Consider the following 21,681-nt stretch of genomic DNA (forward strand, 5'->3'; position numbering starts at 1 on the left):
ATTCCGAATGTGCCCGCAAGAACGTGCACGAATGTGTATACTTGAGGCCGCGAATGACGAACGCGGCGAAGCAAGCACCGTTACCGATGTAAGTGACAGTCGGGAAAGTGAGCGCCGCAGGGAGAACGATCTCCCACCGACAGATCACCGTCGGACCACCCTCCTCGGGGATAGGGCTAGCGCGATCCGAGGGTCCTCTAGGACTCTCCATGCCCGTCACCTCTGCAGTTAGCACCCCCCTTCTCGACGCCCTGATCACCCCGGCGACCCTGTCCGAGCGTCTTGGCTTGTCGCAGCGCACTCTGAGCGAGAAGCGCATTACCGGCACCGGACCAGCCTTTATCCGCCTCGGGAAGTCCGTTCGCTATCGCCCCGAGGCGGTGGACGCTTGGCTTCTGTCCCAGGAGTTCGGCAGCACCTCCGAGGAGGGGCGCCGATGAGCTCTGGCGAGACTCCCACGAGTCCTTCCACGATGGGTCGAGGCGGCGGAAAGCGCACTCGCCGCTTCAGGGTCGTATCGCAGACGCTGGCGCGAGATGCCGTCGCCCACGCGCTTGATCGGCCGAACGTCGAGCGCTACGCGGGCATCGTGCACGATAAGGACCGGGGTGTCCGCAAGCACGTTCACGTCATATTCGCGCTCAGGGATGCCCGCAGCTACGAGACCGTGGCCAACATGCTGCAGGTCCCAGTCGAGCTTGTCCGACCGGTGGTTGGCCAGCGCGGGGATCCTCATTCCTTCGCTCGCGCTGTCCGCTACCTGACGCACGAGTCTCCGACCGAGCAGGCAAAGGGCAAGCACCTCTACGCCGACAGCGAGGTGTTCGCCTCCCCGAGTTACGACTGGCGAGCCGAAGTCGACGCCCTACGGGCCCATGAGGGCCACATCCCCCCGCTTCTCGATCGGCTCCGAGAGGCGGTGCTGAAAGGCGAACGGAGCGCGCGCAGCGTCTTCGACGAGTACCCGCAGATTTTCGTTCGCCACCTCATGGAGTTCGAGCGACTCGACGAATCGGCCCTGCGGGAGTACGCGACACCCGAGCTGCGCGCCGCTCGTCTGGCAGAACGGAAGCAGCGGGCGCGAGGCATGCTGTGACGGGCGCCATCGAGCCGCGCGATGTCGCGGCGTCGTCGGAAAATGATTGCAGAATTGAATTCCGAAATGATTCGCTGGCTCGCGGAACTGGGCGCCCTACCCTCGAGGCAGACCGCCGCTCTGCCGAGCGAGTCGCGACTCTCGATTGCGGGTGCGACCCTACGGCGTCCGACGAGGCCTCTCCGTGCGTCTGGGGCGCCGGGCAAAAGCCGCCGGCGGTTGCGGAACTGCGCTGGAGGGCGAGCCCGCTCGCGTGGAGTCCCCCGCCCCTCGACCTCGACACGACGCTCATTGATGGCGTCGACGCCGCGCGCGGGGTGCGCCGCACCGGATGTGTACGCAGAGAAAGCGACTCCGACACCGTTGCCGCGCGATCACCTCGCGAGGTGCCAGGGTGCGCTGTCAGCGCTTGCGCTCTCCCGGCGAAGGCTGTGCCTTCGCGTGGCCGTCGAACAGCCGCGAAACGTGCGACGGCCACGTGCCCGAGGAGCGACCAGCGAGTCGGGTCCGTGGCGCAGCCTCAGGGCTGCTCTCGACGCGCTCTGCGCGTCGGCGTCCCGCAGGGCCCCAAGGACTTTGGCGAGCGGAGCGACGCGAAAGTGTATGGGGCTACACCTTCTTCTGCCGCGATGGAGACCGCCACCCTCCCTAAAGCACACTGGGGTGGTGGTCGGAGTCGCGGCAGAAGAAGCCCCTCGGGAGAGTCGCCGAAGGCATCGAGGGGTGCGACGACGAAGTCGGTGCATCCCTCGATCAACGTCGAGGGTGGCGAAGCATGAGCTACACGATGACGTTCGACGCGTCCCACAAGGTGGGGCGCGGAGGGCACGCGCAGCGGTTCTTCCGTCACATCGCTCGGGAGGCAGACCAGCAGGCGGGCTTCCACTTTCCGCAAGCGAACAAGAACATCGTGCTGGAGCGGACGCGGAACAACCGCACGCTCATCAACGACGGGGCTGGAGGATTCCGCCAACTCGTGTCGATCGACGGTAGGCCGCCGTCTCACGAGTTCCACACCTACCTCGGGAGCCGTCTCGCAACCGTCAAGCGCCCGCTCCGAAAGGACGCCGTCCTCGTCCGCGGCCTTATCCTGCAGCTCGACCCGAGGTGGTTCGACGAGTTCAACCCGACGTGGCGCACGCATGGCCCCAACAAGGCGGCCGTCGACTACATGAGTGCCTCGTTTGACTGGGCAATCGACGAGTTCGGGCTGGAGAACGTGCTGGGGTTCTCGCTGCACCTAGACGAGTACAGCCCGCAGCTGCAGGTACTCATCACGCCCGTCACGCCTGACGGGCGCCTGTCCCAAAAGGACTACTTCAAGGGCCCGAGCGACCTCCGCCGCCAGCACAAGGGCCTCCGCGAGCACATGGCGGCGGCCGGCTACGACGTGGAGGCGCGCGTCACCGAGCGGTCGCGCGAACACCTCAGTAGCAGCGAGTTCCAGGCAAAAGCCGACCGGTTGCGCGACGCGGCCGCAGACGCCGAAGCAGAGAAGGCCGCCTACGAGACGATGCTCGTCGGGCTCAAGAACCGATCGAAGAACCTGGATCAGCGAGAAGCGAGCATCGGCACCCGTGAGACGGAACTCGCCGCTGCCCTTCAGCAGGCTCATGCCATGCGCGACAGTACTGAAGCGGCCCGCCGCGCCGCTGCAGCGGTCCAGATGGCAGCACAGCTTGCGCGAGAGGAAGCAGAACAGGAGCGCGAGCAACTGCGCGCCACCAACGAGCGGCTGCTCCACGTACCTCCGGAGTTCGAGACCTGGCTTGACAGGAGAACGAGCAATGGTGAGCCGCTGCGCGTCTTGTACCAGGCAGATATGGCTCGGAGGCGCGCCTCTCGCGCGGAGGTGCAGCGACTGATGGACGGCGATCACGGGCAGCCGCGCGCCGAGCGTCCAGAGGCCAGCCTCTGACCAATGCCGGTCACATTGTGGCCACTTGCAGGTCGCTGGTGCGCATTCCAGACGGGGCGGGCAACAGGAGGTCACTCGCTGCCCACCTTTGACCAGATGAGGGGCTTATATTGGCCGTCGACTGGCCACTAAACCGCCCACGCTTCTGCGGCGTGATTGTGGGCAGCAGCCGGTCAATAGACGGTCCATGATGGCCGTTCTATGACCAACGTACGGTCACATACGAGGTCGGCCTCGCTTCCCCTATTGGAAGGTCGACGGCTCTTTGTCGATCGGATCTCCGCAAGCAGCGGCGTCACACGCGAGTCGTCCTTTCGGAGGTATCGGCGAGTTCGGGGCCGGGGCCGCCTGCTGGACACCAACATCGTGGGCGATGAGGGGCGATCATCGGTCAGCTTGGCGACCCACCGGGCCGCCACGGGCGTTTGCAGGCAGCGACACGGCTTCCTCGGGCACCCAGCGGCCACGCCGGCGCACGCCCATCAGCGGCGCCCCTGCGGCTTCAGAGCACGCTTCTTGATCCGCTCGAGGGACAACCACACGTGCCGCAGAAGCTCATGTGCACCAGCTGCACGTAGACGACGTCGCCGTCCGCCTGCTCCACGAACCCAGGGCAGGCCTGCGGGCCCGATCGGGTGAACTCGACCCGTACCCACACCGCCGGGTAGCCGGAGACCTTCTCGGGAGCCGGCGGGGCGTCGACGCCGAGCGGCTGATCCTCGGGCGGATCGGGGTGGATGGGCGGCGCCCACCGGTTTTCGGGCATGCCACCGATGATGACCACGGCCGCCGACACCGCTGTGTCGGATCCCGCTGCGAGGATGGATCCATGACCACCGTCCGCGGCACGATCCGCTCCACGAACACCATCACCGCCGACGGCCACGCAGACGACCAGAGCACCGCCCGCGCCAACGCGCTCGCCGGCCTGGATCTCACCGGGTACGACGTCGTGCAGACGAACACGCTGAGCTCGACCGCGGCCGGGAACATCACCGTCCGCGCCGTCGCCGGGTCGACCGAGATCCAGACGCACGACGCGTCCGGGCCGAACTACGCCGCCGCCCTGAAGGCCTACCTGCAGTCGGTCCCCGACGGGTGGATCAGCCTCGGCATCACGGTCGACGCCTGACGCCGACGAGAGACGAGACGGCATGGCAATCCACCCAGCGATCGTGCTCACCTGCGATGGCTACCAGTGCAGCGCACGACTCGCCCTGATCGGCCCCAACGCGGTCAGCTACCACGGTGCGCGCGGCCACGCGGAATCGTACGGGTGGGACTGCTCAACGGACGACGTCGACTGGTGCCCCGCCTGTCGCGCAGCGCAGGCAGCGCTAGGCTCCTAGCCCCCCCCCCCCGATCAGCGGTGCCGTCGCTCGTCCTGCACCAACCCGATCAGCGCGAGCGTGCGCTGCAGCGCAGCCTCGGCCTCCCAGAACCCGGCCGCGGAGTGGTCGAGGAGGTTCAGCTGCTTGATCGCACGCCGGCGCACCGCTGCGAGCTCGTCGACGGTGAGCCATTGCATCGCCTTGAGCTCATCGTCCACGAGGCGTGAGTCTAGGCACCCGGCTGATGAGCAGTCCCACTCGCACCCAAGCCCCAGTGAGATGGACACCGACGTCGAGGCCGCCCCACGAACGCTCCGATGGCCTGCACGCAGCGAAGCGCAGGCAGGGCGCCCCCTACGGAACAGACAGGCCACGGCCCACGCAGATATGGCATCCATGCTCTCAACTTCGGACGCTGACATCTACTGAAACTCAGACACGCAGGGCACTTACTTTTTCATGGTCGGAAAGGTACGGTTCTTGGCATGAGAGATCAGGGGATTCCGTTCGGCTCGCACAACTACCTCTGGCCGGGCGCCACGCTCACGGCGCAGGAGAGCGCCCGCCTGCTCGGCATCTCGCTCTCCCGGTTCCGCCAGCTCGCCGGCACCAGAGCTGCACCCGATCCGATCTTGGGAGCGCCGGAGAAGGAACACGGTGTCCGCGGGGCCGCATGGCACCTCGAGGCGGTACTCCGCACGGCCTTGGTACGCGGGTACGGGAGCGCTGAGAGCATCCCGCCACTACTGCCCCACCCGAGCGAGGTCCGCTACCAGCCTGCCTTCGAGCAGGGCGCGCGGCGCATCGTCACGATCGCCAGGGGGCAGCGTTCGCATCAGGTGTGGGCGGAGCTGTACCGCCCGCGAGGGCACGGGGCAGCGTACGACCTCCTCGTCGTAACGGCACTCGACGATGACTGGTTCGTCACGCCGGAGGACGACGCCGCGATCGCGCAGGAGTTCTTCGGCGCGCTGCCTGGCAGTCAGAGCACTCGCCATCTCGCTGTGGTCCATATCCCCGTTGCCGGCAAGCTGTACTACGTGCCGAACCTGGTGCGCGTCGCGGTTCTGCATCGAGATCTGTTCACGTCGGATGGGCGGAACGCTCCGATGCCTCGCTGGTACAACGTGCCGGCACAGGACGTCGCCGCCTGCCTCGGATGGGACGCCATTCCGGTATGGCCTGCGAGCTGCATCACGGCCGCGAACGTATCGATGTGGGCACCCGGGCACCCGGTCCCCGTCGTAGTGCCGGCCGCAACGCAAGCCCTGTGGAACGCTGCACTGATGGTGCCGACGTATCGCGACGCCGCCCCGACCGAGCTACTCCGAGAGAGCTACCGCACCCTCGAGAAGGAGCTCTACAACGCCGTCGACCAGCAACGGGACGACGTCCGCGGTGAGCTCCCTGACGGCACTGCCCTCGCGATCACACTGGAGCCCTTGCCCGTGCCTGACGACCTGCGATACGGCGAGAAGACCTCGTTCTTCGCCGCCGTGTCGCACATCACGTCGACGCCGGGAGTGCCGGCACTCGTCGCTGACGCGATCCTCACGTACTTCGGCGACTGGGGGTACTCCTTCCCGAAGACCCTGCACCTGCAGCATCTGCCCGATCGCTGGCAAGCAGGGTTTGCCACTCTCCGCCGAGACGCGATCGCCCTCACCGACGAAGAAGTCAGCACTGCCAGGGCACGGCGGCTGCAGGCCCATGCACTGCCCGCCGTTCCGGCGCACCCGCCGATGCTGGCACGGGTGGGACGACAGTACGTCGCTTTCAACCCCGACTACGTCACCGTGTTGGCGTGGAACGGGTACGACGACACCACCGACGACGGCGCCCTCGCCGACGCCTGGCCGGCAATGGTCAGCGAGCTCTTGATCGCCCGTGACCCGGGCACGTCATCCCTCGTCGCGTGGGCGCTTACCGCCGACGGTGCTGTACACCCGCTCCCTACTTCCCAGGCCCTCCGAGACTTCCCGAGCCTCGCCCGCGAAGCCCTCACCGGAGAGACGAGTTCCAAGCCACGAAACCCGCGCCTCGAAGCGCTACTCAGCAGCATCACCCCAGAAACCTCACGCACCCTCAACTACGCCGAAGCCGTCTCACTTCTCACCGATCAGAGTTAGCCGAAAGGGTTCTGACAAGTACCTGGTAAGCAGCACCCTCGCTTCCACAGCAGTGTCAGCGTGAACCATGGCAACATCAGATCGCACTGCCGTGGACGCCGTACTCATCCTGGAAAGCCTCGCCCGGGTACTGCGAGCCTCGCCCAACGGATCCCCGGGACATGACAACGAGGTCCAGGCGTCGTACGTCGACGACACCATTGGCGCGCTCATTCGTGACGCCAAGATCCCCGAACAAACCATTAACAACGCTCGCGACTACGGCGGTGGCGAATGGGACACAGCCCTGCTCTACGCACTGTTTCCCGGCGACGACCTGCTCGACATCAATGCTCGGATGCGGAAGTAGTCAGCTGATCGACCACACGCCCGTCCAGGAGGACGACGCTGAGAGCGACCAGCCTGCGCGACGGATCGTTGTCCCTGAATCCGGGGGCAATGCGGATGCGGGTGGCGTCGTCGACAGGCTCGGTCTGCTGAAGTTCGGCGCCAGCATGTTCGCGAACTTCACCTCGCTGTACACGCCGTCGATCGACGTCTCACGTTTCGCCGATTGGGGACATTCCCAAGCGCTTGCAGACCTCAGCCGGGGGATCGCCGAGCAGACGATGGCGAACGCCCCGCTCTACTCCCCCGCCTGGTTCGAGCCAATCGTCGACGCGCTGCGCGAGAGCACCAAAGGGTGGAACTTCCCAGACCTCGCGGATCTCGTCCGCCCTGCTCTGCCCGCGAACATCATGGAAGCGGACATCGCGTACGAGCCCGACGAGTGGATGACTTGGATTTCTGAAGGCCTCGTGATCGCGTGGGTTCCCGACGCAGGGACGCTCGAGCTCATCGCCGCAGCCGACACACCCGCGGGGCGCCGCTCGGCGGTGTCGACACGTGCCGACGAGGTCCTCGAGTCGTGCGAACACCTCCTCGACCAGATCACCGCCGCCGACTACGTCCCGTTCGTCGAGCCCGTGCGGCGCGCAATCGCGGGGATCCGCACGGACTTCTCGGACCTCGCGCAGGCATACGCGGCAAGCACGCTAGAAACGATCGTGGCGATGAAGTACGGCCCCAGGCGGTTCTATCCCAAGATCGTGAGCGAGCACGAACAGGCGCGGCTCTTCCGAAGCGAGTTGCACCTGGCCCAGCTCATCGCCGTCTTTCATAGCTTCACCGGAGACGACGTCCCGACCACCTTCAACCGGCATGCGACAGTGCACACCGTCGCACGCGGGAAGCAGTACTCCCGGCTGAACGCTGTGCTCGCCGTTGGCCACCTGGTCAGCGTGCTGTGGAAGTACGAGCTCGACGCCCGCGACGCGCACCGCTAACCGGATACGGCCCGAAATGGCGCCGATGGCCGATCCGCAGCTGAAGCGCAGCCCTCGGGCCTACCTCGGCGCCCGAGGGCCGTCGTCGTGGAAGACGACTGTCTTCCCGGTGCGTTCGTACGCGGCCGCGGCCTCGATGATCTCGTCTGCTCGATCACCGAGGAACCGTCGATCGAGCGCAGCGCTGAGAGCTTCATTCTCCGGGTTGACCAGGTAGCCGGTGGCCGTGTTCGCCCACCGGTTGATCTTCGACTTGCTCGCCCCGATGACTTTCGCCAGCTCACGCTGGGTTAGCCCGCCCGCGTGCAGGGCGTTCTTCACGAGCAGCCCCTGCAGATGGTCCGTGTAATCGCGAGTGAACTCCGCAATGCCTCGTGCCTCTGCCGCCCATCGAGGGGCAAGCTTCGCTGCTTCTTCGTGTCCCACAGTCAGTACCGTAGCACTTGGGTACCAATCATGGGACATGGGCAGGCCTCGCCGCCTGGTCTGCAGGCACCCTCAATCACGTCTCACTAGCCGATCCCTGGCCGCACAGGGTGCAGGGCCCCACGCACGGTGCGGCCCTGCACCCTGATTCTGTGATCAGTCGAGCAAGTAAGACAGCTGCTGGTCGTACTTGAAGAGCATCTCGTCGGCGCTGTCTGCGGCGACCTGTCCGCGGACGACGATGGCGTCGCTGTCGTCGTGCTGGCTGAACAGGGCGGGGAAGGTGTCACGGTTAGCGACGCTAGCGCCGATGAACTGCATGAAGTGCTCCAGTCCAGCGGTGGCCGTCTCCCCGAGGACAACGCGCCGCCCGGTCTTCTTTTCCAGGAGCCGGTATCCCACCGGCCGCGTCGTGCCTTCGTACTGCTCGACGTAGCAGCGGACACTGATGACTTCGGACATTGTGTTCTCCTTGATCCGAGACGCTTGTGCGTCTTCCACGTCGTCTACTATCGGCATTCGACGCGGCCAGTGATCCCGCCGCCTCTGGCCTACTGCAGCTGGTAGGTGACGGTGCCAAGGTCGTCACCGAAGAGGTCGTCCTTGGCGGAGAGCTCCACCGCGGTGGTGGTGTCGTCGAGTTCGTACGCGATCGCGTTCTCAACGGTGCCACCTTCCTTGATCTGCTGCGTCTGTGAGTCGAGGTACTGCTGGTCAGGCAAGGCGCCCACGTCGAGGGTGTTGACCGCGTTCGGGTCGTTGTCCTGCGTCGCGGTGAAGGAACCAATCCACGCGGTGATCGGGTCGGTCGCCGTGCTCGTGAGGTTGGTGGTCTTGTAGACGATCGCGATGACGGGCTTTGTGCCGTACTCGTTGCCGGGCTGCCCCACAGCGATCACCCGGTGACTGGTGATCTCGATCTTGTACTTCGGCGTCGTCAACACACCGTCCTTGAACGACGCTGCGGCGCCGTCGGCTTCAGCAGAAGCCGACGTGGAAGGCCCACCAGCCGTAGGCACGGTGTCTTCCTCGAGCGCTTTCGCAGCGCCAGCGAAAGCCGCCGTGTACACGACCGCGAGGATGATCGAGAGCAGCAAGCCCACACCCGACAAGATCAGGCCAGCGATCGCAGCCTTCCGCGGACGGAACTTGATCACGAGACCGATGATCCCGAACACGACACCCACAGCACCGGTGACGATGGCCAGGTAGTTCACGAACGGGATCGCGAACCCGACCATCGTGACGATGCCCAAGATCAGGGCAGTAACGCCGTAACCGTTGCTCTGGGAACGCGGCGGCGGCGTCGCCGGCTGAGACGGGGCGGCGGGCATGGTGTCAGACACTGGAACTCCTGTATTCGGGTTACATCCAGCCAGAGATGGCAGGGCTCACAGGAACAGTAGGGCAATGCCGAGCAGGTGTCGCATACCCAAACCGAGGGCCGATACCTATACCTCGCGACGGCGAGCCACGCCGGGGTCGAGCGAGAACCCCTCGCAGCTCGAACCACACCGGGCGACTTCGGCTCCGCAGCGCCTCGTCGAGCGTGAGATGTTCCGGCAGCCTCGCGTCCATCCCAAGGCCCCGAGCACCCCGTCTCATAGCCGATCCCGCGGCGCACGGCCTGCATCAGCCCGGCGTAGGGACGGACCGGAGGATCGTCATCTCAACTCCGGCCCGCGCAGGAGGCTGGTGAGACCCCCGCGCCCGACCGTAGCCTGCGCACCCGACACCGACTCAGGAACGCCAGCGGCACGAGCAATCGCGCCCCGGTCCGAGCGCTAGGGCAACGCTCCAGGACCGGAGCGTCGATGCTCACCAACGAGCCTCGGTCAGGGACCAATCGGGTGTGGCTCGCACACAGAACCTATCCGTCCGTTTTGGAGGACAACCAGGCATCGCGCTTGCCGGCCACACGCTGCCAGGCGGGCACCCATGTTGGGCGAGGACCTTGACTGCAGGTGCCGGACCGATCGGGGCGGAACGGTGCCTGGATGGGGACAGCGCACTCTTCTGGCCCCGGCGGATCGAGCCGGGACTAGGGAGAAACACCTCCCGGCTCGACCCGCACCCGCGCTCCGCCGGCGTCTCGACCCTTCTATAGGTGAAGTCAAGGAGTCATCGCTGCTCCGAGGTCCCAGGACTAAGGTCGCCGAGGTGAGCAACAGCCTCGTGATCGCGCGCTTTTCTCCAGGACCCTGGTGGGGCTTCAATGGAGTAGACGTCCTGGAGCTCGACGACGTGTCACTGGTCCGGCGGCGCTTCAAGCTGCTGCGCGGCCGCGTGCCAACTGCGGTCCCGCTGACCTCCGTCTCTCTTGTGTCGGTGGAAGTCCGGCCGAAGAAGCGCGGCAGGGATCCTCAGTGGGTTCGCATGGTCCTGCTTTTCGGGGGCGCTCGGAAGGTGTTCACCGGACGAGTAAGAGATGGGCAGCCTTTCGCTCAAGCGCTTACTCGTCGACTGACGCGGCCTACGGCCTGAGCCCGACTGGCGGTCGGATGCTGGAACGCAAGCCTTATCGGTGCCGTCAGGCGGTCATGGTGGCGGTGAGGTGTCGATAGATCTGTCGGGCGATATAGCGCTTGAGCATGCGCTTGACCTCTCTCGTGGTCTTCCCTTCCGCAAGGCGGCGTTGTTTGTAGGCGCGGGTGTCGGGGTCGTAGGAGAGTCGGACGCGGGCGACGGTCTCGAGCGCGGAGTTCAGCCGTCGGTCGCCGTGCCGGTTCAGTCGGTGTCGGCTGGTGTTGCCGCTGGAGGCGGGGATCGGTGCGGCGCCGGCGAGGGACGCGAACGCGGCTTCGCTGCGGACTCGGCCCACGTGCGAGTACGCGGTCAGGAACACGGCCGCTGACACCGGCCCGACTCCGCCGATGTCCAGCACCGACGGCGCGAGAGCAGACACGTGCAGTCGGAGCGCGTCGTGGTTGGCTTCGAGCTTGCCGGTCAGGTCGATGACGTCGCGGGCGAGGCGGACCGCTTCGCCGCGAGCGATGAGCCTGTCGATGTCGTCGCTGGGGTGGTGCCGCCACACTGCAATCGAGGCGATCTGCTTGTCCGTCAGCGGGCGCCGAGCGTCGACGCCGAGGTCGATGGTGCGCAGCAGCGCGATGAGTGCGTTGCGGCTCGCGGTCCATTGACCGTCCATCGATCTCCGGGCAGACAACAGGAGGCGAAGCGCCGAACGGATCTTGCCGGTCCTGGGCCAAGAGAGCAGTGCGGTGTCGGTGCGCAGCACGGCTCGAGCTGCGGCTTCGGCATCGATGGGGTCGGACTTCCCGCGAGCTCCGCGGTCTGCTCGTCGTGGTGGTCGCGCTTCGACCGCGGGGATACCGGCCTGCTGCAGGGCTTCGGTCAGGGATGCTCCGTAGGAGCTGGTCCCCTCGATGGCTGCGAGCCGTCCAGCGGATGTTCGACGATCGATCCAGGCCAGAGCGCGAGCGAGACCTGCCGGGTTCGTCGGGAACATCGCAGTATCGATGATGCCGCCGGTACGGGTATCGAGGACGACGTAGGTGTGGGTTCTGGCGTGCGTGTCGACGCCAATGACTTGCGTGTACTCGTCTGCGACGATGGGCATCGCGGGACTCATTCCAAGACGGGGACCGTGTTGGTACTCGGCCCGGGAGAGTCGTTGCGGGGCGGATCTCTAACGAGTCACAACCAGCTGGCTGGTCGGACGACCTTCTATCAAGCCATCGCAGCGGACGGGCCGGCACCAGCCCCGCCACCCGCGGCGGACGAGTCGAGACAATGCCACGCCATGATGACGGGCAGATAGCCGAAGAGTCACACCACGAGCCGGGACCAGTGCCAGCCTGCCAGCCAGCCCCAGGCCAGCCAAGAACAATTAGAGATAGCCGATCCTCTAACGAGACGCTAGGAGAAGCGCTCGCGTATGCGTCAAGCTAGGAGCACGACGGGTGGCGATGACGTCACTTTCACGATCTCCAGAAGGACACCGGCATGATCTCGCTGACCGCCGCCTGCGGCATGGCGCTCGTCGCCCTGGGTATGGTGCTCACCCCGGGCCCGAACATGATGTACCTCGTCTCGCGGAGCATCAGCCAGGGACGCCGCGCGGGTTTGGTCTCACTCGCCGGCACCGGCGTCGGGTTCCTCGTCTACATGACCATGGCCAACGTAGGCCTCGCCGCAGTGTTCATCGTTGTGCCCTGGCTCTACACGGCGTTCAAGGTCGCCGGCGCCGCCTATCTGCTCTGGCTTGCGTACAAAACCCTCCGACCCGGGGGTGCATACGTTTTCGACACCCGTGACCTGCCCCGCGATTCCACGGCGAAGCTGTTCCGCATGGGGCTCCTGACAAACCTGCTGAACCCGAAGGCGGCGATCATGTACCTCGCGCTCATCCCCCAGTTCGTCGACCAGAATGCCGGCGGGGTTGTCAGCCAGGGCTTCCAGCTCGGCGCCGTACAGATCGCCGTGAGCCTGGCCGTCAACGCCGTCATCATCCTGGCGGCCGGGTCGATCGCGGTCTTCCTCCGCCACAAGCCGAGCTGGATGCGCTGGCAGCGGTGTGTCACCGGCACGCTCCTCGGAGCCGTGGGCGTCAAACTCGCCCTCGACGCACCTACCCCAGCCACAACCGGATAGCGAGAGGCTGCAAGGTGCAGCGGTATGGGGTCTGTATTCGCGTACGTGCGGGACCAAGCTCCCCGGCGCAGTTCTACAGGCCATGACGCCGACGGATCAGTACCGCTCGAAACGTGTGCGGTAGCCGATGGCCTCCCGAGACAACTGCCGGCGTCCGCAGAGAGCCTGAATGAGCCTCGGTCGGCTGCTCAAACTTCTCGGGGTTCCCGCCCTGCAACGTTCGTCTCCCAGTGCGCGAAGACGATTGAATCGCCCAGGCTCAATTCCCGAGCGACCGCCGCGGCCAGGCGCTCACCCTTGAGTCGCTGATCCTGGCCGGTCCGTGCATCCGGCCAGCCAGTCTCGTAGGAGTACAGCGACTCGAATGTCGCAGCCCACTTGCGGATGTCAGCCTGCAGCCACGCCGGTAGCTGGGGGTCCCCATCCGGCGCTCCACCGTCATCCCGCCAGATCGGCCAATCCGCGCTGTAGTCGTTCATGAGCCGGTACCGCATGTCCACAGGATCGCACAGGCGCCAGCGCCGTGGCCCGGAAGAGGATCGCTCACCGCACGGTCTGCACAAGCCCACTGGGGTGTGTGAACGGACCGGAGGAGCGTGATCTCGACTCCGGTCCGTCCAGGAGCTGGTGAGACCCCTGCGCGCGACCGTGGCCCTGGGGACCCGACGGCGCCGGAAACAGTCCGCGATACGTCGCGCCCGGCCTCGGCGCCGGCGGCGGCGACGGCGGTCAGATCTTCGCGAGGGTGCCGGCCGTCGCGGCCGTCGCGTCCCAGTCGATGTTCGCGTCCGGGGCGGGGGCGTGGAACTTCACACGGCCACGCACCGCGGCCTCTGTCGCCGCGTAGAGCGGGTTGTCGAACCCGGCAATGAGCGCCGCGACCGCGTCCTGCAGCCCCCTGTACGCGTCGACGTCGTGCGCGTCGACGCCAGCGGTGACCTTGCTCGCAGCAGCGGCCGCGCTCTTCCGCGCATCGGAGGCCGCTTCGCCGGCGTGGTCGATCGCCCACGCGTGCAGCGCAGCCAGGAGCATGGCCGCCTGGTCGTGCGCCGGGCCAGAGAGGGATGCGACGCGGGTGTACCGGTTCGCAGCCATCTCCACGAGACCTTCGGACTCGAGCCGCGCGATCGCTTCCCGCACCGGGGTACGCGAAACACCGAGCCAGCTCGTGAGCTCCTCATCGTTCAAGCGCTCCCCCGCCACGAGCGTGCCGTTCTCGATCGCCTCGAGCATCTGCTCGTAGACGACGTCACGGAGAAGACGGCGAGGACCCTGGCTGGTCGGAGACTTCGGAACAGGCATACCGGGACCATATCCCGGATATCAGTTGCCGGGTGCAGTGCCACGCTAAATCAGGCGATGATGCCCCGTTTTGCCAGTCAGTTGTAGTCGTCGACGACGACGAGCGCCGCGCTGTCGCTGTCTTCGGGGAACTCGCCCGCATCGCATGCGAAGTCCCAGGAGTCGGTGGTGTCGACCAGAGACGGAACCCTTCGGAGGTCATCGGCCTCGCACGTCAGCTCAGTGCCGTCGTCAAATGTGATGGTCGAGATCGGGCTGAACTTGATGCCGTTGCTGTTGAGGATCGTGAAGCCGAGGGTCAACTCGGTGCCGAGCGAGGTTGTGTTCAGCACCGCAGAGTCCACCGTGTAGAAGCCGGTGTCGGTGTTGTCCGTGATGTCGGTGATCGTCGTGCTGTTGGTGACCTCGAGTGGGTCAACCTTCTCTTGCGCACAACCGGACAGGGAGACACCGAGAACGATCACCACGGCGAGTGCGACGCCCCCACGCAGTCGGATCGCACGAGGAATATTCATACCAAGAGCATCGTAGACAAGGACGGCACCGCGCGCAGGACGCGCCCCTCCCTCGAAGCGCCGTCCACACCCAGAGTCGAAGCGGCTACCCGACGAGGAGTCTGTCAGCGATGTCCGATAGCCGATCGGCTGCCGGACTCGTCGTTCAGCTCAGGCGATCACGTCATCGCCAGTCCTCGCAACGCTTCGATGCCTCGCCACGGCCGCTGCCAGAGGCCCCACGCAGGATCGATTCCGCCTTCGGGGTACGCCCTTGTGGGCAATCATGTGGACTTGTCCAAACTTCGGAAGAACGAAAGAGTCTCCTGTATTACTACACAGGAGGGGGGTCCTGATGAAACACAGGCCTCTTGCAATGACCATCGCCGCTGGGGCCTTGGCCGCCTCGATGGTCGTACTCGCCCCAATGTCAGCGCAAGCGCGCACTTGGGGAATGTATTACTTCAACACCAAGGCAGCGCCGGACACCTGGCACACCTCGAGCGCGTCACGCCAGCCCTTCAATGCTGCGCGGACTACCGCTAATGCCTTGATCGCGGTCGTGAAGGTACCGAATGTCGGGACCACGTCCGGCGAGTCGGTGGTTACTTCAACGTTCTCAGCGCGAATCGTCAAGGCGAGCTGCAAATACGAAGCTTTTGGCTGGTCCACCAAAGGCACCCTTAAGTGCGAGAACGGAAGCTGACATGAACATCAACCTGAAGACCATCAGCGCTGGTTTTGCTGGGGCCGCAGTTCTCGGGCTCGCCGCGTTCGGGGTCGTGCAGCTCAGCCCGGTGGGCGCTGCGCAAGCGGACGACGCCGCCGGCACGCTTTCGCCAGCAAACGCAAGTGCGATCTCGCCGATTTACGGCTCGGCGCAGACATCGGGCGACAAGCTTCCCGCTTTCCTCCTAGACGGCCCGCAGGCCATCGACGGAATCGTGCCGGAAAGCACTCACCTGCTCGGCATTGATGCGGGCACGAAAGCGTGGGCGGCGTTGGACACGGATGGGCAGGCTTGCCTGATTTCACTGCTTCCTGGCTCGGAGCAGTGGGCTAGCGCTACCTGCGCAACGCCGGAGAAGTTCGCTGAGCAGGGTATTGGTCTGCAGGCGGCAACTGAGACTGAGGCGTCGCGCCTGTACTTCGTGCCTGCCGGCTACGGTACCGCGGACGGACTCGAGCCAGTTGGGGCACAGCTACTCACTGCGAACCCCCATGTCACCGATGCTGAGGCACCAGAGCTGCAGAAGGTGGCATCGACGAAGTCCCGCACGCTGAGCGCCGCCTCCGGCCCATCGACCGTCAAGCTCCTGCCGTTCATCGCGGTCGAGGACCTGCGCGAATGAGCGGGGCGAAAACGACCCGAAAGCGTGGCACCCGAGGCACCCTGATCGCCATGTCTGCCAGCGTTCTGGCATTGTTCATGGCCTTGTCGGCACCGCTCAGCGCGTCAGCCGCGTCTTTGGTCATGTGGGACGGGAACTCGCAGAAAGGCAGCTGGGTTGGCGCTGGCACGCCCAAAAGCAACAAGGTCAACGCCTACGGGAAGACGATGTTCGTCACCCGCGTCGGCGTCCGGGTGAATGGCAACGTGAGCAACGGTGGCGGGTCCGTCATTGTTACTTATGCAACAAAGAATAATGCAGATATCTTCTGCCGATGGGACAGGGGTTCGGGGCAGGTCCGTAGCATTAAGTGCGTGAACTACTGGTAAAAGATAAGGCCCCGACCGCTGGTCGGGGCCTTATCTTTTACGGTCGGTAATCGTTGCGCTGCTTATACAGCGATGTTGCATTGTCTTGGCCGAAAGTCTGCGCTCCACTCATCCCGCCGAGCGCCTTTGCGGCGGCCGTCAATACGAAGCCAAGTGCTTTTCCAAGCCATCGAAGTGTCTTCATGTCACACCTCCTACACTTCGAGTGTAGCAGAATTATCACTTCGTGGTTCGGTTGAGTGCGGATTGAGCGAAAACTACCCAGGTGCTCTTCAGCTCTTCAGCTCTTCAGCTCTTCAGTTTCTGGAATCGAGGGCGCGTTGTTTCCGAAACCCTGCAACCATGACAATCCCCCTGACAGTCGCCAGCGACTGCGAACATTTGATCGGACGGTACGGTCGGGGCATGCCTCTTGCTCTCGTCACCGGAGCCGCGCGTTCGAACAGCATCGCTGCGGGCATCGTCCCTCGGCTCGAAGCCGACGGGTGGGAGGTCGTCACCAGCGACCTCGACACGGGTGAGTACCCCTGCGACCTCTCCAGCCCGACCGCCCCAACCGCTCTCATCGAGCAGATCACGAGCGAGCGCGGAACGATCGGCGGACTCGTTCTCAGCCATGCGCACGGCGTCGAGTCCGGCATGCTGGACACCACCGCGGAGGCCTTTGACCAGCACGTCGCTGTCAACGCCCGCGCATCGCTCCTCCTGATCGCCGCTTTCGCCCGTCAAGTCGGCTCCGACGGTGGAGCTGTCGTCGCGTTCACGAGCGACCACACCACTGGCAACCTGGCCTACGGCGCCTCCAAAGGCGCTCTCGACCGCATCGTCATCTCTGCCGCCCGCGAGCTCGGCCCGAAGGGCATCTCCGCGAACGTCGTAAACCCAGGACCGATCGACACGGGCTGGATGGATGACGAAACACGCGACGCGATGACGGCGTACCACCCGTTGGGACGGCCAGGGACACCCCGCGATATCGCCGGCATCACCGCGTTCCTGCTGTCAGACGAAGGACGTTGGATCAGTGGGCAGCTACTGCGTACCGACGGCGGTTTCTCCGCGCAGTTCTGATTGGGGACCACACCCTAGGGGTGTCTCTTTAGCCGATCGGCCACCGGAGACGTGCGGCCGTTTCTGGAGCCCGCCAGGATCCAGGGATCTCGGTGTCTCAATAGACCCGCCCGGCGATGTGCCCGGTGATGGTTCCCTTAGTGAGACACGGGGGCTGCTGGTGGCACGCACCCCTGGTCAGGACTCGAGGGTGTTGGTCTCCGTCGCCAGTGCGGCTGCGAGGTCGGCTTCCGAGGGCAGGGCAGCGCGGACCGCGGGCGGGAGGAGGTCGTAGCTGGCGACACCGATCGGGGCCTGCTGTCCCGCGAGGGAGTATCGGACGACGGCGTCGTTCTTGTCGGCGACCAGCAGCAGGCCGACCGTGTCGGCGTGCTGGGGTCTGCGGAGCTTGTCGTCGACGAGTGCGACGTAGAAGCCGAGCTGGCCGAGGTACTCGGGCTTGAACTTCCCGGTCTTGAGCTCGATCACCACGTACCGGAGCTGCTCGACGTGGAAGAACAGCAGGTCGACGTAGAAGTCGTCCCCGTCGACGTCGAAGTGCACCTGCCGGCCGACGAATGCGAACCCTTCGCCGAGCTCGCGGAGGGTATCGATGATCCTGTCGACGAGTGCCTGCTCGAGGTGGCGTTCCTTCGCGTCACCGTCGAGGGCGAGGAAGTCCAGCACGTACGGGTCCTTCGTGATGTGCTGCGCCAGATCCGAGTCCCCCGGCGGGAGGATCTCGGCGAAGTGCGTCGGCGCCGCCTGGAGCCGGGTGTGTGCCTCGGACCGGATCTGGTGCTCGAGGACGTTCCGCGACCACCCGTGGGCGGCCGCTTGGCCGGCGTACCATTCGCGGAGCTCGTGGTCATCGAGCCGGTCGAGGAGGACAGCGATGTGGCCCCAGGGCAGTTGTGCAACAGCCTGTTGCAGAATCTGCTCGTCCGGCCAGGCCGCTGCGAACGCGCGCATGTACGCGAGATTCCGCGGGGAGAAGCCCTTCATCTCCGGGAATTCAGCACGCAGATCCGTCGCGAGCCGGCCGATGACGTTGCTCCCCCACCCTTCATCGCCCTGGCGTTGCAGGATCGTTGCGCCGATCCCCCAGTACAGACGGATGAGTTCTGTGTTCACGCGGCGCTGCGCCGTGAATCGGGCGGCGCGCACTTGCTGCTTCAGCTCGGCAAGAGCAGCGGCATACCCGGATACGGCTGGCGACGAATCAGACATCACCGCTCGGTCTGCCCGACCAGCCGATCGGAAGAAGAACGAACGCAGCGTTCTACGGGATCAGCTATGCAAGGGTGGAGAGGATCCCCAAGCGAAAGGCGACCTCCCATGGCGCAGAAAGTCACCACGCACCTCGTCGACGACCTCACCGGCGACACCATCGAAGACGGCAAGGGCCGCACCGTGTCCTTCTCTTTCGATGGCGGCCACTACGAAATCGATCTGACCGACGACAACACCGACGCGCTCCGCGAAACGTTCTCCGACTACATCGCCGCAGCACGCAAGGTCACCAGCCGCGCTGGCCGCACCAGCGCCGGCAGCGCGCCGAAGCGTGGCAACTCGGAAGAGCTCGCGAAGATCCGCGAATGGGCGAACGCGAACGGCCACGAGGTCTCCTCCCGCGGCCGCATCAGCCAGGCCGTCCGCGACGCCTACAACGCCGCGCACTGACGCCACTCTGCCAGCGGTACAGTCGGCCACCTCGAGGGGTGGCCGGCTGTTCGCGTTCGCCCCGACATGACGTTCACAGGTCGGCACGCCGCACGAATAGTTCACTTTCGTAAAGTGTCCTGTTCATACGCGTCCTTCCTGTCGCGCTTACCCTCCGCGCTCAGACCGAGAGATGGTCTCTTGAAGGAAGGTGATCCGGCGACCCTGCCGGCTCAACGGCTACTCCTGAACGTGATCTAAGATTCAGGTTCACCAACTGCCAAATCCCTCCCACTGCCGAGGCGTTGCGGTTCCGCGCCTTGGCTTGTCAAAACCTCCCACCCATGCTTGTGCGAGGAGCGCTGCGGACGTCAGCCTCCCGGGGAGAAGACTATGAACATCACCAAGAGGTCGCGCCGGTTGACTTCGCTCGGGGTAGCACTCGGGCTCGCCGTCGCAATCGCGGTTCCCACAATGGCTTCTGCGGCGACTGGACTCGAAGCCACACCAACGGTGAGCAACGCACCAAACACCGCCCAGTATGACGCCCAGCTCCAGGCGTTGGCCGGCACGCAGACGGAAGCGGAGATCCACCAGGTCGAGTGGTCTGGCGGCCAGGTATACCTGCTGGTCGACGGCGCAACGGGCAAGGTCACAGCGGCGTACAAGCCCAATTCACGAGTACACACCGATGCTTTGTCGTTCTCGTCACCCGGCTGCACTTCAACCAGCCTCTGCATGACAACAACCTCATCGGTGCCTTATGGCTACACCGGCACCGGGTCGCTGTCCGGCCGCTGGGGCCCATTGAAGCGCTTCGCGGCGGGCGACCGCGAGGCATACATCAACTACGGGGGACATCAGTACAGCTTTCCGCCGGACGGCTTCATCGTCTTCGGAAGCCACCCGGTGACCATCACGCGAATTCAACGCCTCTAAGTTCTCTTAGGATGGGCGCGACACCGGCTGCCCGGTCACGCGCCCATCTGTTCTGCTTGGTGAGACCATGACACGCAATGCACCGCCTCAGCTGGGCGAATCACGATGGAGTAGCGGCCAATGATTCGACGCCTACGCAACCTGTCGCTGCGCGCGCGCCTGACGCTCGGGAGCGTAGGGGTCGCCGCGCTGGTCATCGCCGCGCTGGTCATGGTGATGCGCGTTCAGGTGGACAACGTTGTCGCGAACGCAACCCGCACATTGCTTCGCGCGGACGCGAGCCCGTACGTGACGGAAGTGGAACGCTCAGCGGACCCGAGTTTCCGTGCGCCAGGAAACGGGCAGCTTGTCGCCGTCCTCGATCCGAGCGGCAAGCGTGTTCTTTCATCAATCGAACAGCATTCGCTGCTGCGGAAGCTACCCGAGATCGCGCGATTTGACGACGGCTCCTCAACGGCGATCCAGGCTGGCTCGTCGTACCGGGTCGTCGTCGATCATCCGCAAAGCGCCTCGGGGCGTTGGACCGTAATCGCCGCAAGTGACGCTCAGGGAGAGGCGCTCGTCATCGACTCGCTGACCGGCGGCGTCGTCGTCGCCGGCGTGCTGGTTCTGGCCTGTTTCGGCGGCGCGACATGGCTGTTGTCCTGCGCCGCGCTCAGGCCCGTCTCGAGGATGCGTCGCGAAGCAGAACGACTCAGCGCCGGAGAAGCCGACGCCGACCTTCCCGTTGGAGACGCTCGGGACGAACTCCAAGCTCTTGCACGCACCTTGAACGAGTTCTTGAGCAGGACGCGCGACGCTGCCGCACGCGAGCGCCAGATGGTATCCGACGCGAGCCACGAACTCCGCACCCCCCTCGCCATACTCACCACGCAACTGGAACTCGCTTCACTCGACAGGGGCGACGCCGCCGCACTCCAAGTTCACGTCAAGCAAGCGCAGCACAACGTCGCGCGACTCGCGCGACTCGCGAACGACCTCCTTACCCTCTCCCGAGCGGACGAAGCCGAACGCGTGGACTCGACGTCGCGAACGCTCACCAGTTGGGAAGAGCTCAGCGATGAAGTACTGGTAGCAGTAGACCGCCTACGAATGATCGCAGCCGCAAAAAACATCACGATCGAATTCGACATCGATCCGCAAGACGGATCCGACTCGGAAGAAAATGCAACGCAGGAACCCCACGTGTTCCGACTGGATCGCCGCGGAATGAGTCAACTCATCACCAACACTGCCAGCAACGCGATCGACGCACTCCCGGAATCTGGGACGATCACAGTCGCCTGGTCGCTGGAAGACAGCTCCGCCCGGCTGACGGTCACTGATGACGGCCCCGGTGTGCCTCCGGACTTCATCGCCGTGGCGTTCGACCGATTTACCAGGCCGGACAAGGCGCGTACAGCGCGACCGACTGACGGCCAGCCGAAACTCGGAGGATCCGGACTCGGCCTCGCGATCGTCCAAGCCACAGCCCAGCTCGCCGGAGGCACTGCTTCAATGCGTAATCTCGACCCGCGCGGACTGGAAGTCACCGTCGTGATTCCACGGATAAGCCCCGAAAAGCCCAAGATAACTAAACGAGAGCGGCGTTTTGGGCACGCAAACACCGGGAAAGCCGGCTGAAACCGTCGGCCGCACGCCACGCACCGGCGTCCTCCGCACAGCCCCCCCCCCC

The 21,681-nt window shown here is 65.2% G+C and carries 24 protein-coding genes; 13 read left to right on the top strand and 11 right to left on the bottom strand.

What is annotated here, in order from left to right; genetic code table 11:
* The first annotated feature begins 209 nt into the window (after positions 1 to 209).
* The 3 genes from BR70_RS0118595 (at position 210) to BR70_RS0118605 (ending at position 3,014) form a co-directional block, all read left to right on the top strand.
* The gene (locus BR70_RS0118595; RefSeq protein ID WP_051597137.1) at positions 210 to 440 is read left to right on the top strand and encodes a helix-turn-helix transcriptional regulator; all 231 of its coding nucleotides are present in this window, start codon (positions 210 to 212) and stop codon (positions 438 to 440) included.
* On the top strand, positions 437 to 1,096 hold the full coding sequence (locus BR70_RS0118600; protein WP_081827480.1) for a Rep family protein: 660 nt from the start codon (positions 437 to 439) through the stop codon (positions 1,094 to 1,096). Before BR70_RS0118595 ends, BR70_RS0118600 begins: the two co-directional genes overlap by 4 nt.
* Positions 1,097 to 1,871: 775 nt before the next feature.
* The gene (locus tag BR70_RS0118605; RefSeq protein ID WP_027467266.1) at positions 1,872 to 3,014 is read left to right on the top strand and encodes a plasmid recombination protein; all 1,143 of its coding nucleotides are present in this window, start codon (positions 1,872 to 1,874) and stop codon (positions 3,012 to 3,014) included.
* A gap of 502 nt (positions 3,015 to 3,516) precedes the next feature.
* On the opposite strand, the gene BR70_RS0118610 is transcribed toward BR70_RS0118605, so the two are convergent.
* A complete protein-coding gene (locus BR70_RS0118610) occupies positions 3,517 to 3,780 on the bottom strand; it encodes a hypothetical protein (protein ID WP_155896965.1) in 264 nt (87 codons plus the stop codon).
* A 63-nt stretch (positions 3,781 to 3,843) separates the two neighbouring features.
* Here BR70_RS0118610 and BR70_RS0118615 point away from each other — a divergent pair, with 63 nt between their 5' ends.
* On the top strand, positions 3,844 to 4,146 hold the full coding sequence (locus BR70_RS0118615; RefSeq protein ID WP_027467268.1) for a hypothetical protein: 303 nt from the start codon (positions 3,844 to 3,846) through the stop codon (positions 4,144 to 4,146).
* Between the two features lie 231 nt (positions 4,147 to 4,377).
* Here BR70_RS0118615 and BR70_RS0118620 read toward each other — a convergent pair whose 3' ends face one another.
* Positions 4,378 to 4,563: a hypothetical protein gene (locus BR70_RS0118620; RefSeq protein ID WP_027467269.1), complete on the bottom strand. Its 186-nt coding sequence runs from the start codon at positions 4,561 to 4,563 to the stop codon at positions 4,378 to 4,380.
* A 267-nt stretch (positions 4,564 to 4,830) separates the two neighbouring features.
* Between BR70_RS0118620 and BR70_RS0118625 the strand changes: the two genes are divergently transcribed.
* The 3 genes from BR70_RS0118625 (at position 4,831) to BR70_RS0118635 (ending at position 7,799) form a co-directional block, all read left to right on the top strand.
* Complete coding sequence (locus BR70_RS0118625) at positions 4,831 to 6,474, top strand: hypothetical protein (RefSeq protein ID WP_027467270.1); 1,644 nt, start codon at positions 4,831 to 4,833, stop codon at positions 6,472 to 6,474.
* Positions 6,475 to 6,565: 91 nt separating this feature from the next.
* A complete protein-coding gene (locus BR70_RS0118630) occupies positions 6,566 to 6,823 on the top strand; it encodes a hypothetical protein (RefSeq protein ID WP_027467271.1) in 258 nt (85 codons plus the stop codon).
* The gene (locus BR70_RS0118635) at positions 6,804 to 7,799 is read left to right on the top strand and encodes a hypothetical protein (protein ID WP_027467272.1); all 996 of its coding nucleotides are present in this window, start codon (positions 6,804 to 6,806) and stop codon (positions 7,797 to 7,799) included. The genes BR70_RS0118630 and BR70_RS0118635 overlap by 20 nt, the downstream gene beginning before the upstream one ends.
* Positions 7,800 to 7,859: 60 nt before the next feature.
* Here the strand turns inward: BR70_RS0118635 and BR70_RS0118640 are convergent, their stop codons facing one another.
* The 4 genes from BR70_RS0118640 to BR70_RS0118655 all read right to left on the bottom strand — a co-directional run bounded on the left by BR70_RS0118640 (position 7,860) and on the right by BR70_RS0118655 (position 11,805).
* Complete coding sequence (locus tag BR70_RS0118640; RefSeq protein WP_155896967.1) at positions 7,860 to 8,225, bottom strand: helix-turn-helix domain-containing protein; 366 nt, start codon at positions 8,223 to 8,225, stop codon at positions 7,860 to 7,862.
* Positions 8,226 to 8,381: 156 nt separating this feature from the next.
* Positions 8,382 to 8,687: a hypothetical protein gene (locus tag BR70_RS0118645; RefSeq protein ID WP_027467274.1), complete on the bottom strand. Its 306-nt coding sequence runs from the start codon at positions 8,685 to 8,687 to the stop codon at positions 8,382 to 8,384.
* Between the two features lie 89 nt (positions 8,688 to 8,776).
* Complete coding sequence (locus BR70_RS21900) at positions 8,777 to 9,559, bottom strand: DUF5067 domain-containing protein (RefSeq protein WP_197019681.1); 783 nt, start codon at positions 9,557 to 9,559, stop codon at positions 8,777 to 8,779.
* A gap of 1,196 nt (positions 9,560 to 10,755) precedes the next feature.
* Positions 10,756 to 11,805, bottom strand: a complete 1,050-nt coding sequence (locus BR70_RS0118655; RefSeq protein WP_027467275.1) for an IS110 family RNA-guided transposase — start codon at positions 11,803 to 11,805, stop codon at positions 10,756 to 10,758.
* Positions 11,806 to 12,191: 386 nt separating this feature from the next.
* Between BR70_RS0118655 and BR70_RS0118660 the strand changes: the two genes are divergently transcribed.
* A complete protein-coding gene (locus BR70_RS0118660) occupies positions 12,192 to 12,839 on the top strand; it encodes a LysE family translocator (RefSeq protein WP_027467276.1) in 648 nt (215 codons plus the stop codon).
* A gap of 188 nt (positions 12,840 to 13,027) precedes the next feature.
* Here the strand turns inward: BR70_RS0118660 and BR70_RS21905 are convergent, their stop codons facing one another.
* From BR70_RS21905 to BR70_RS0118680, 4 genes are all read right to left on the bottom strand, one after another.
* Complete coding sequence (locus BR70_RS21905) at positions 13,028 to 13,318, bottom strand: hypothetical protein (RefSeq protein WP_155896968.1); 291 nt, start codon at positions 13,316 to 13,318, stop codon at positions 13,028 to 13,030.
* A 250-nt stretch (positions 13,319 to 13,568) separates the two neighbouring features.
* Entirely contained in the window at positions 13,569 to 14,141 is a 573-nt protein-coding gene (locus BR70_RS23495; protein WP_155896969.1) for a GntR family transcriptional regulator, read from the bottom strand.
* Between the two features lie 77 nt (positions 14,142 to 14,218).
* On the bottom strand, positions 14,219 to 14,608 hold the full coding sequence (locus tag BR70_RS0118675; RefSeq protein ID WP_027467277.1) for a hypothetical protein: 390 nt from the start codon (positions 14,606 to 14,608) through the stop codon (positions 14,219 to 14,221).
* A gap of 486 nt (positions 14,609 to 15,094) precedes the next feature.
* Positions 15,095 to 15,307, bottom strand: coding sequence for a hypothetical protein (locus BR70_RS0118680; protein WP_035809682.1), 213 nt, complete (start codon positions 15,305 to 15,307; stop codon positions 15,095 to 15,097).
* Between the two features lie 35 nt (positions 15,308 to 15,342).
* On the opposite strand from BR70_RS0118680, the gene BR70_RS0118685 reads away from it, so the two are divergent.
* Positions 15,343 to 15,987 carry a hypothetical protein gene (locus tag BR70_RS0118685; RefSeq protein WP_027467279.1) on the top strand — a complete coding sequence of 215 codons (645 nt, stop codon included), beginning with the start codon at positions 15,343 to 15,345 and terminating at the stop codon, positions 15,985 to 15,987.
* A 773-nt stretch (positions 15,988 to 16,760) separates the two neighbouring features.
* A complete protein-coding gene (locus BR70_RS0118690; protein ID WP_027467280.1) occupies positions 16,761 to 17,426 on the top strand; it encodes an SDR family oxidoreductase in 666 nt (221 codons plus the stop codon).
* Positions 17,427 to 17,603: 177 nt separating this feature from the next.
* Here BR70_RS0118690 and BR70_RS0118695 read toward each other — a convergent pair whose 3' ends face one another.
* Complete coding sequence (locus tag BR70_RS0118695) at positions 17,604 to 18,635, bottom strand: PDDEXK nuclease domain-containing protein (protein WP_027467281.1); 1,032 nt, start codon at positions 18,633 to 18,635, stop codon at positions 17,604 to 17,606.
* Positions 18,636 to 18,743: 108 nt separating this feature from the next.
* Here BR70_RS0118695 and BR70_RS0118700 point away from each other — a divergent pair, with 108 nt between their 5' ends.
* The 3 genes from BR70_RS0118700 to BR70_RS21915 all read left to right on the top strand — a co-directional run bounded on the left by BR70_RS0118700 (position 18,744) and on the right by BR70_RS21915 (position 21,629).
* Positions 18,744 to 19,088, top strand: a complete 345-nt coding sequence (locus tag BR70_RS0118700; protein WP_017887618.1) for a histone-like nucleoid-structuring protein Lsr2 — start codon at positions 18,744 to 18,746, stop codon at positions 19,086 to 19,088.
* A gap of 372 nt (positions 19,089 to 19,460) precedes the next feature.
* Entirely contained in the window at positions 19,461 to 20,006 is a 546-nt protein-coding gene (locus tag BR70_RS0118705; protein ID WP_155896970.1) for a hypothetical protein, read from the top strand.
* Between the two features lie 120 nt (positions 20,007 to 20,126).
* Positions 20,127 to 21,629, top strand: coding sequence for a sensor histidine kinase (locus BR70_RS21915; RefSeq protein ID WP_017887620.1), 1,503 nt, complete (start codon positions 20,127 to 20,129; stop codon positions 21,627 to 21,629).
* Positions 21,630 to 21,681: the final 52 nt, after the last annotated feature.

This window comes from Curtobacterium sp. UNCCL17 (genome assembly GCF_000686685.1).
In the GTDB taxonomy this organism is placed as follows: Bacteria; Actinomycetota; Actinomycetes; order Actinomycetales; family Microbacteriaceae; genus Curtobacterium; species Curtobacterium flaccumfaciens.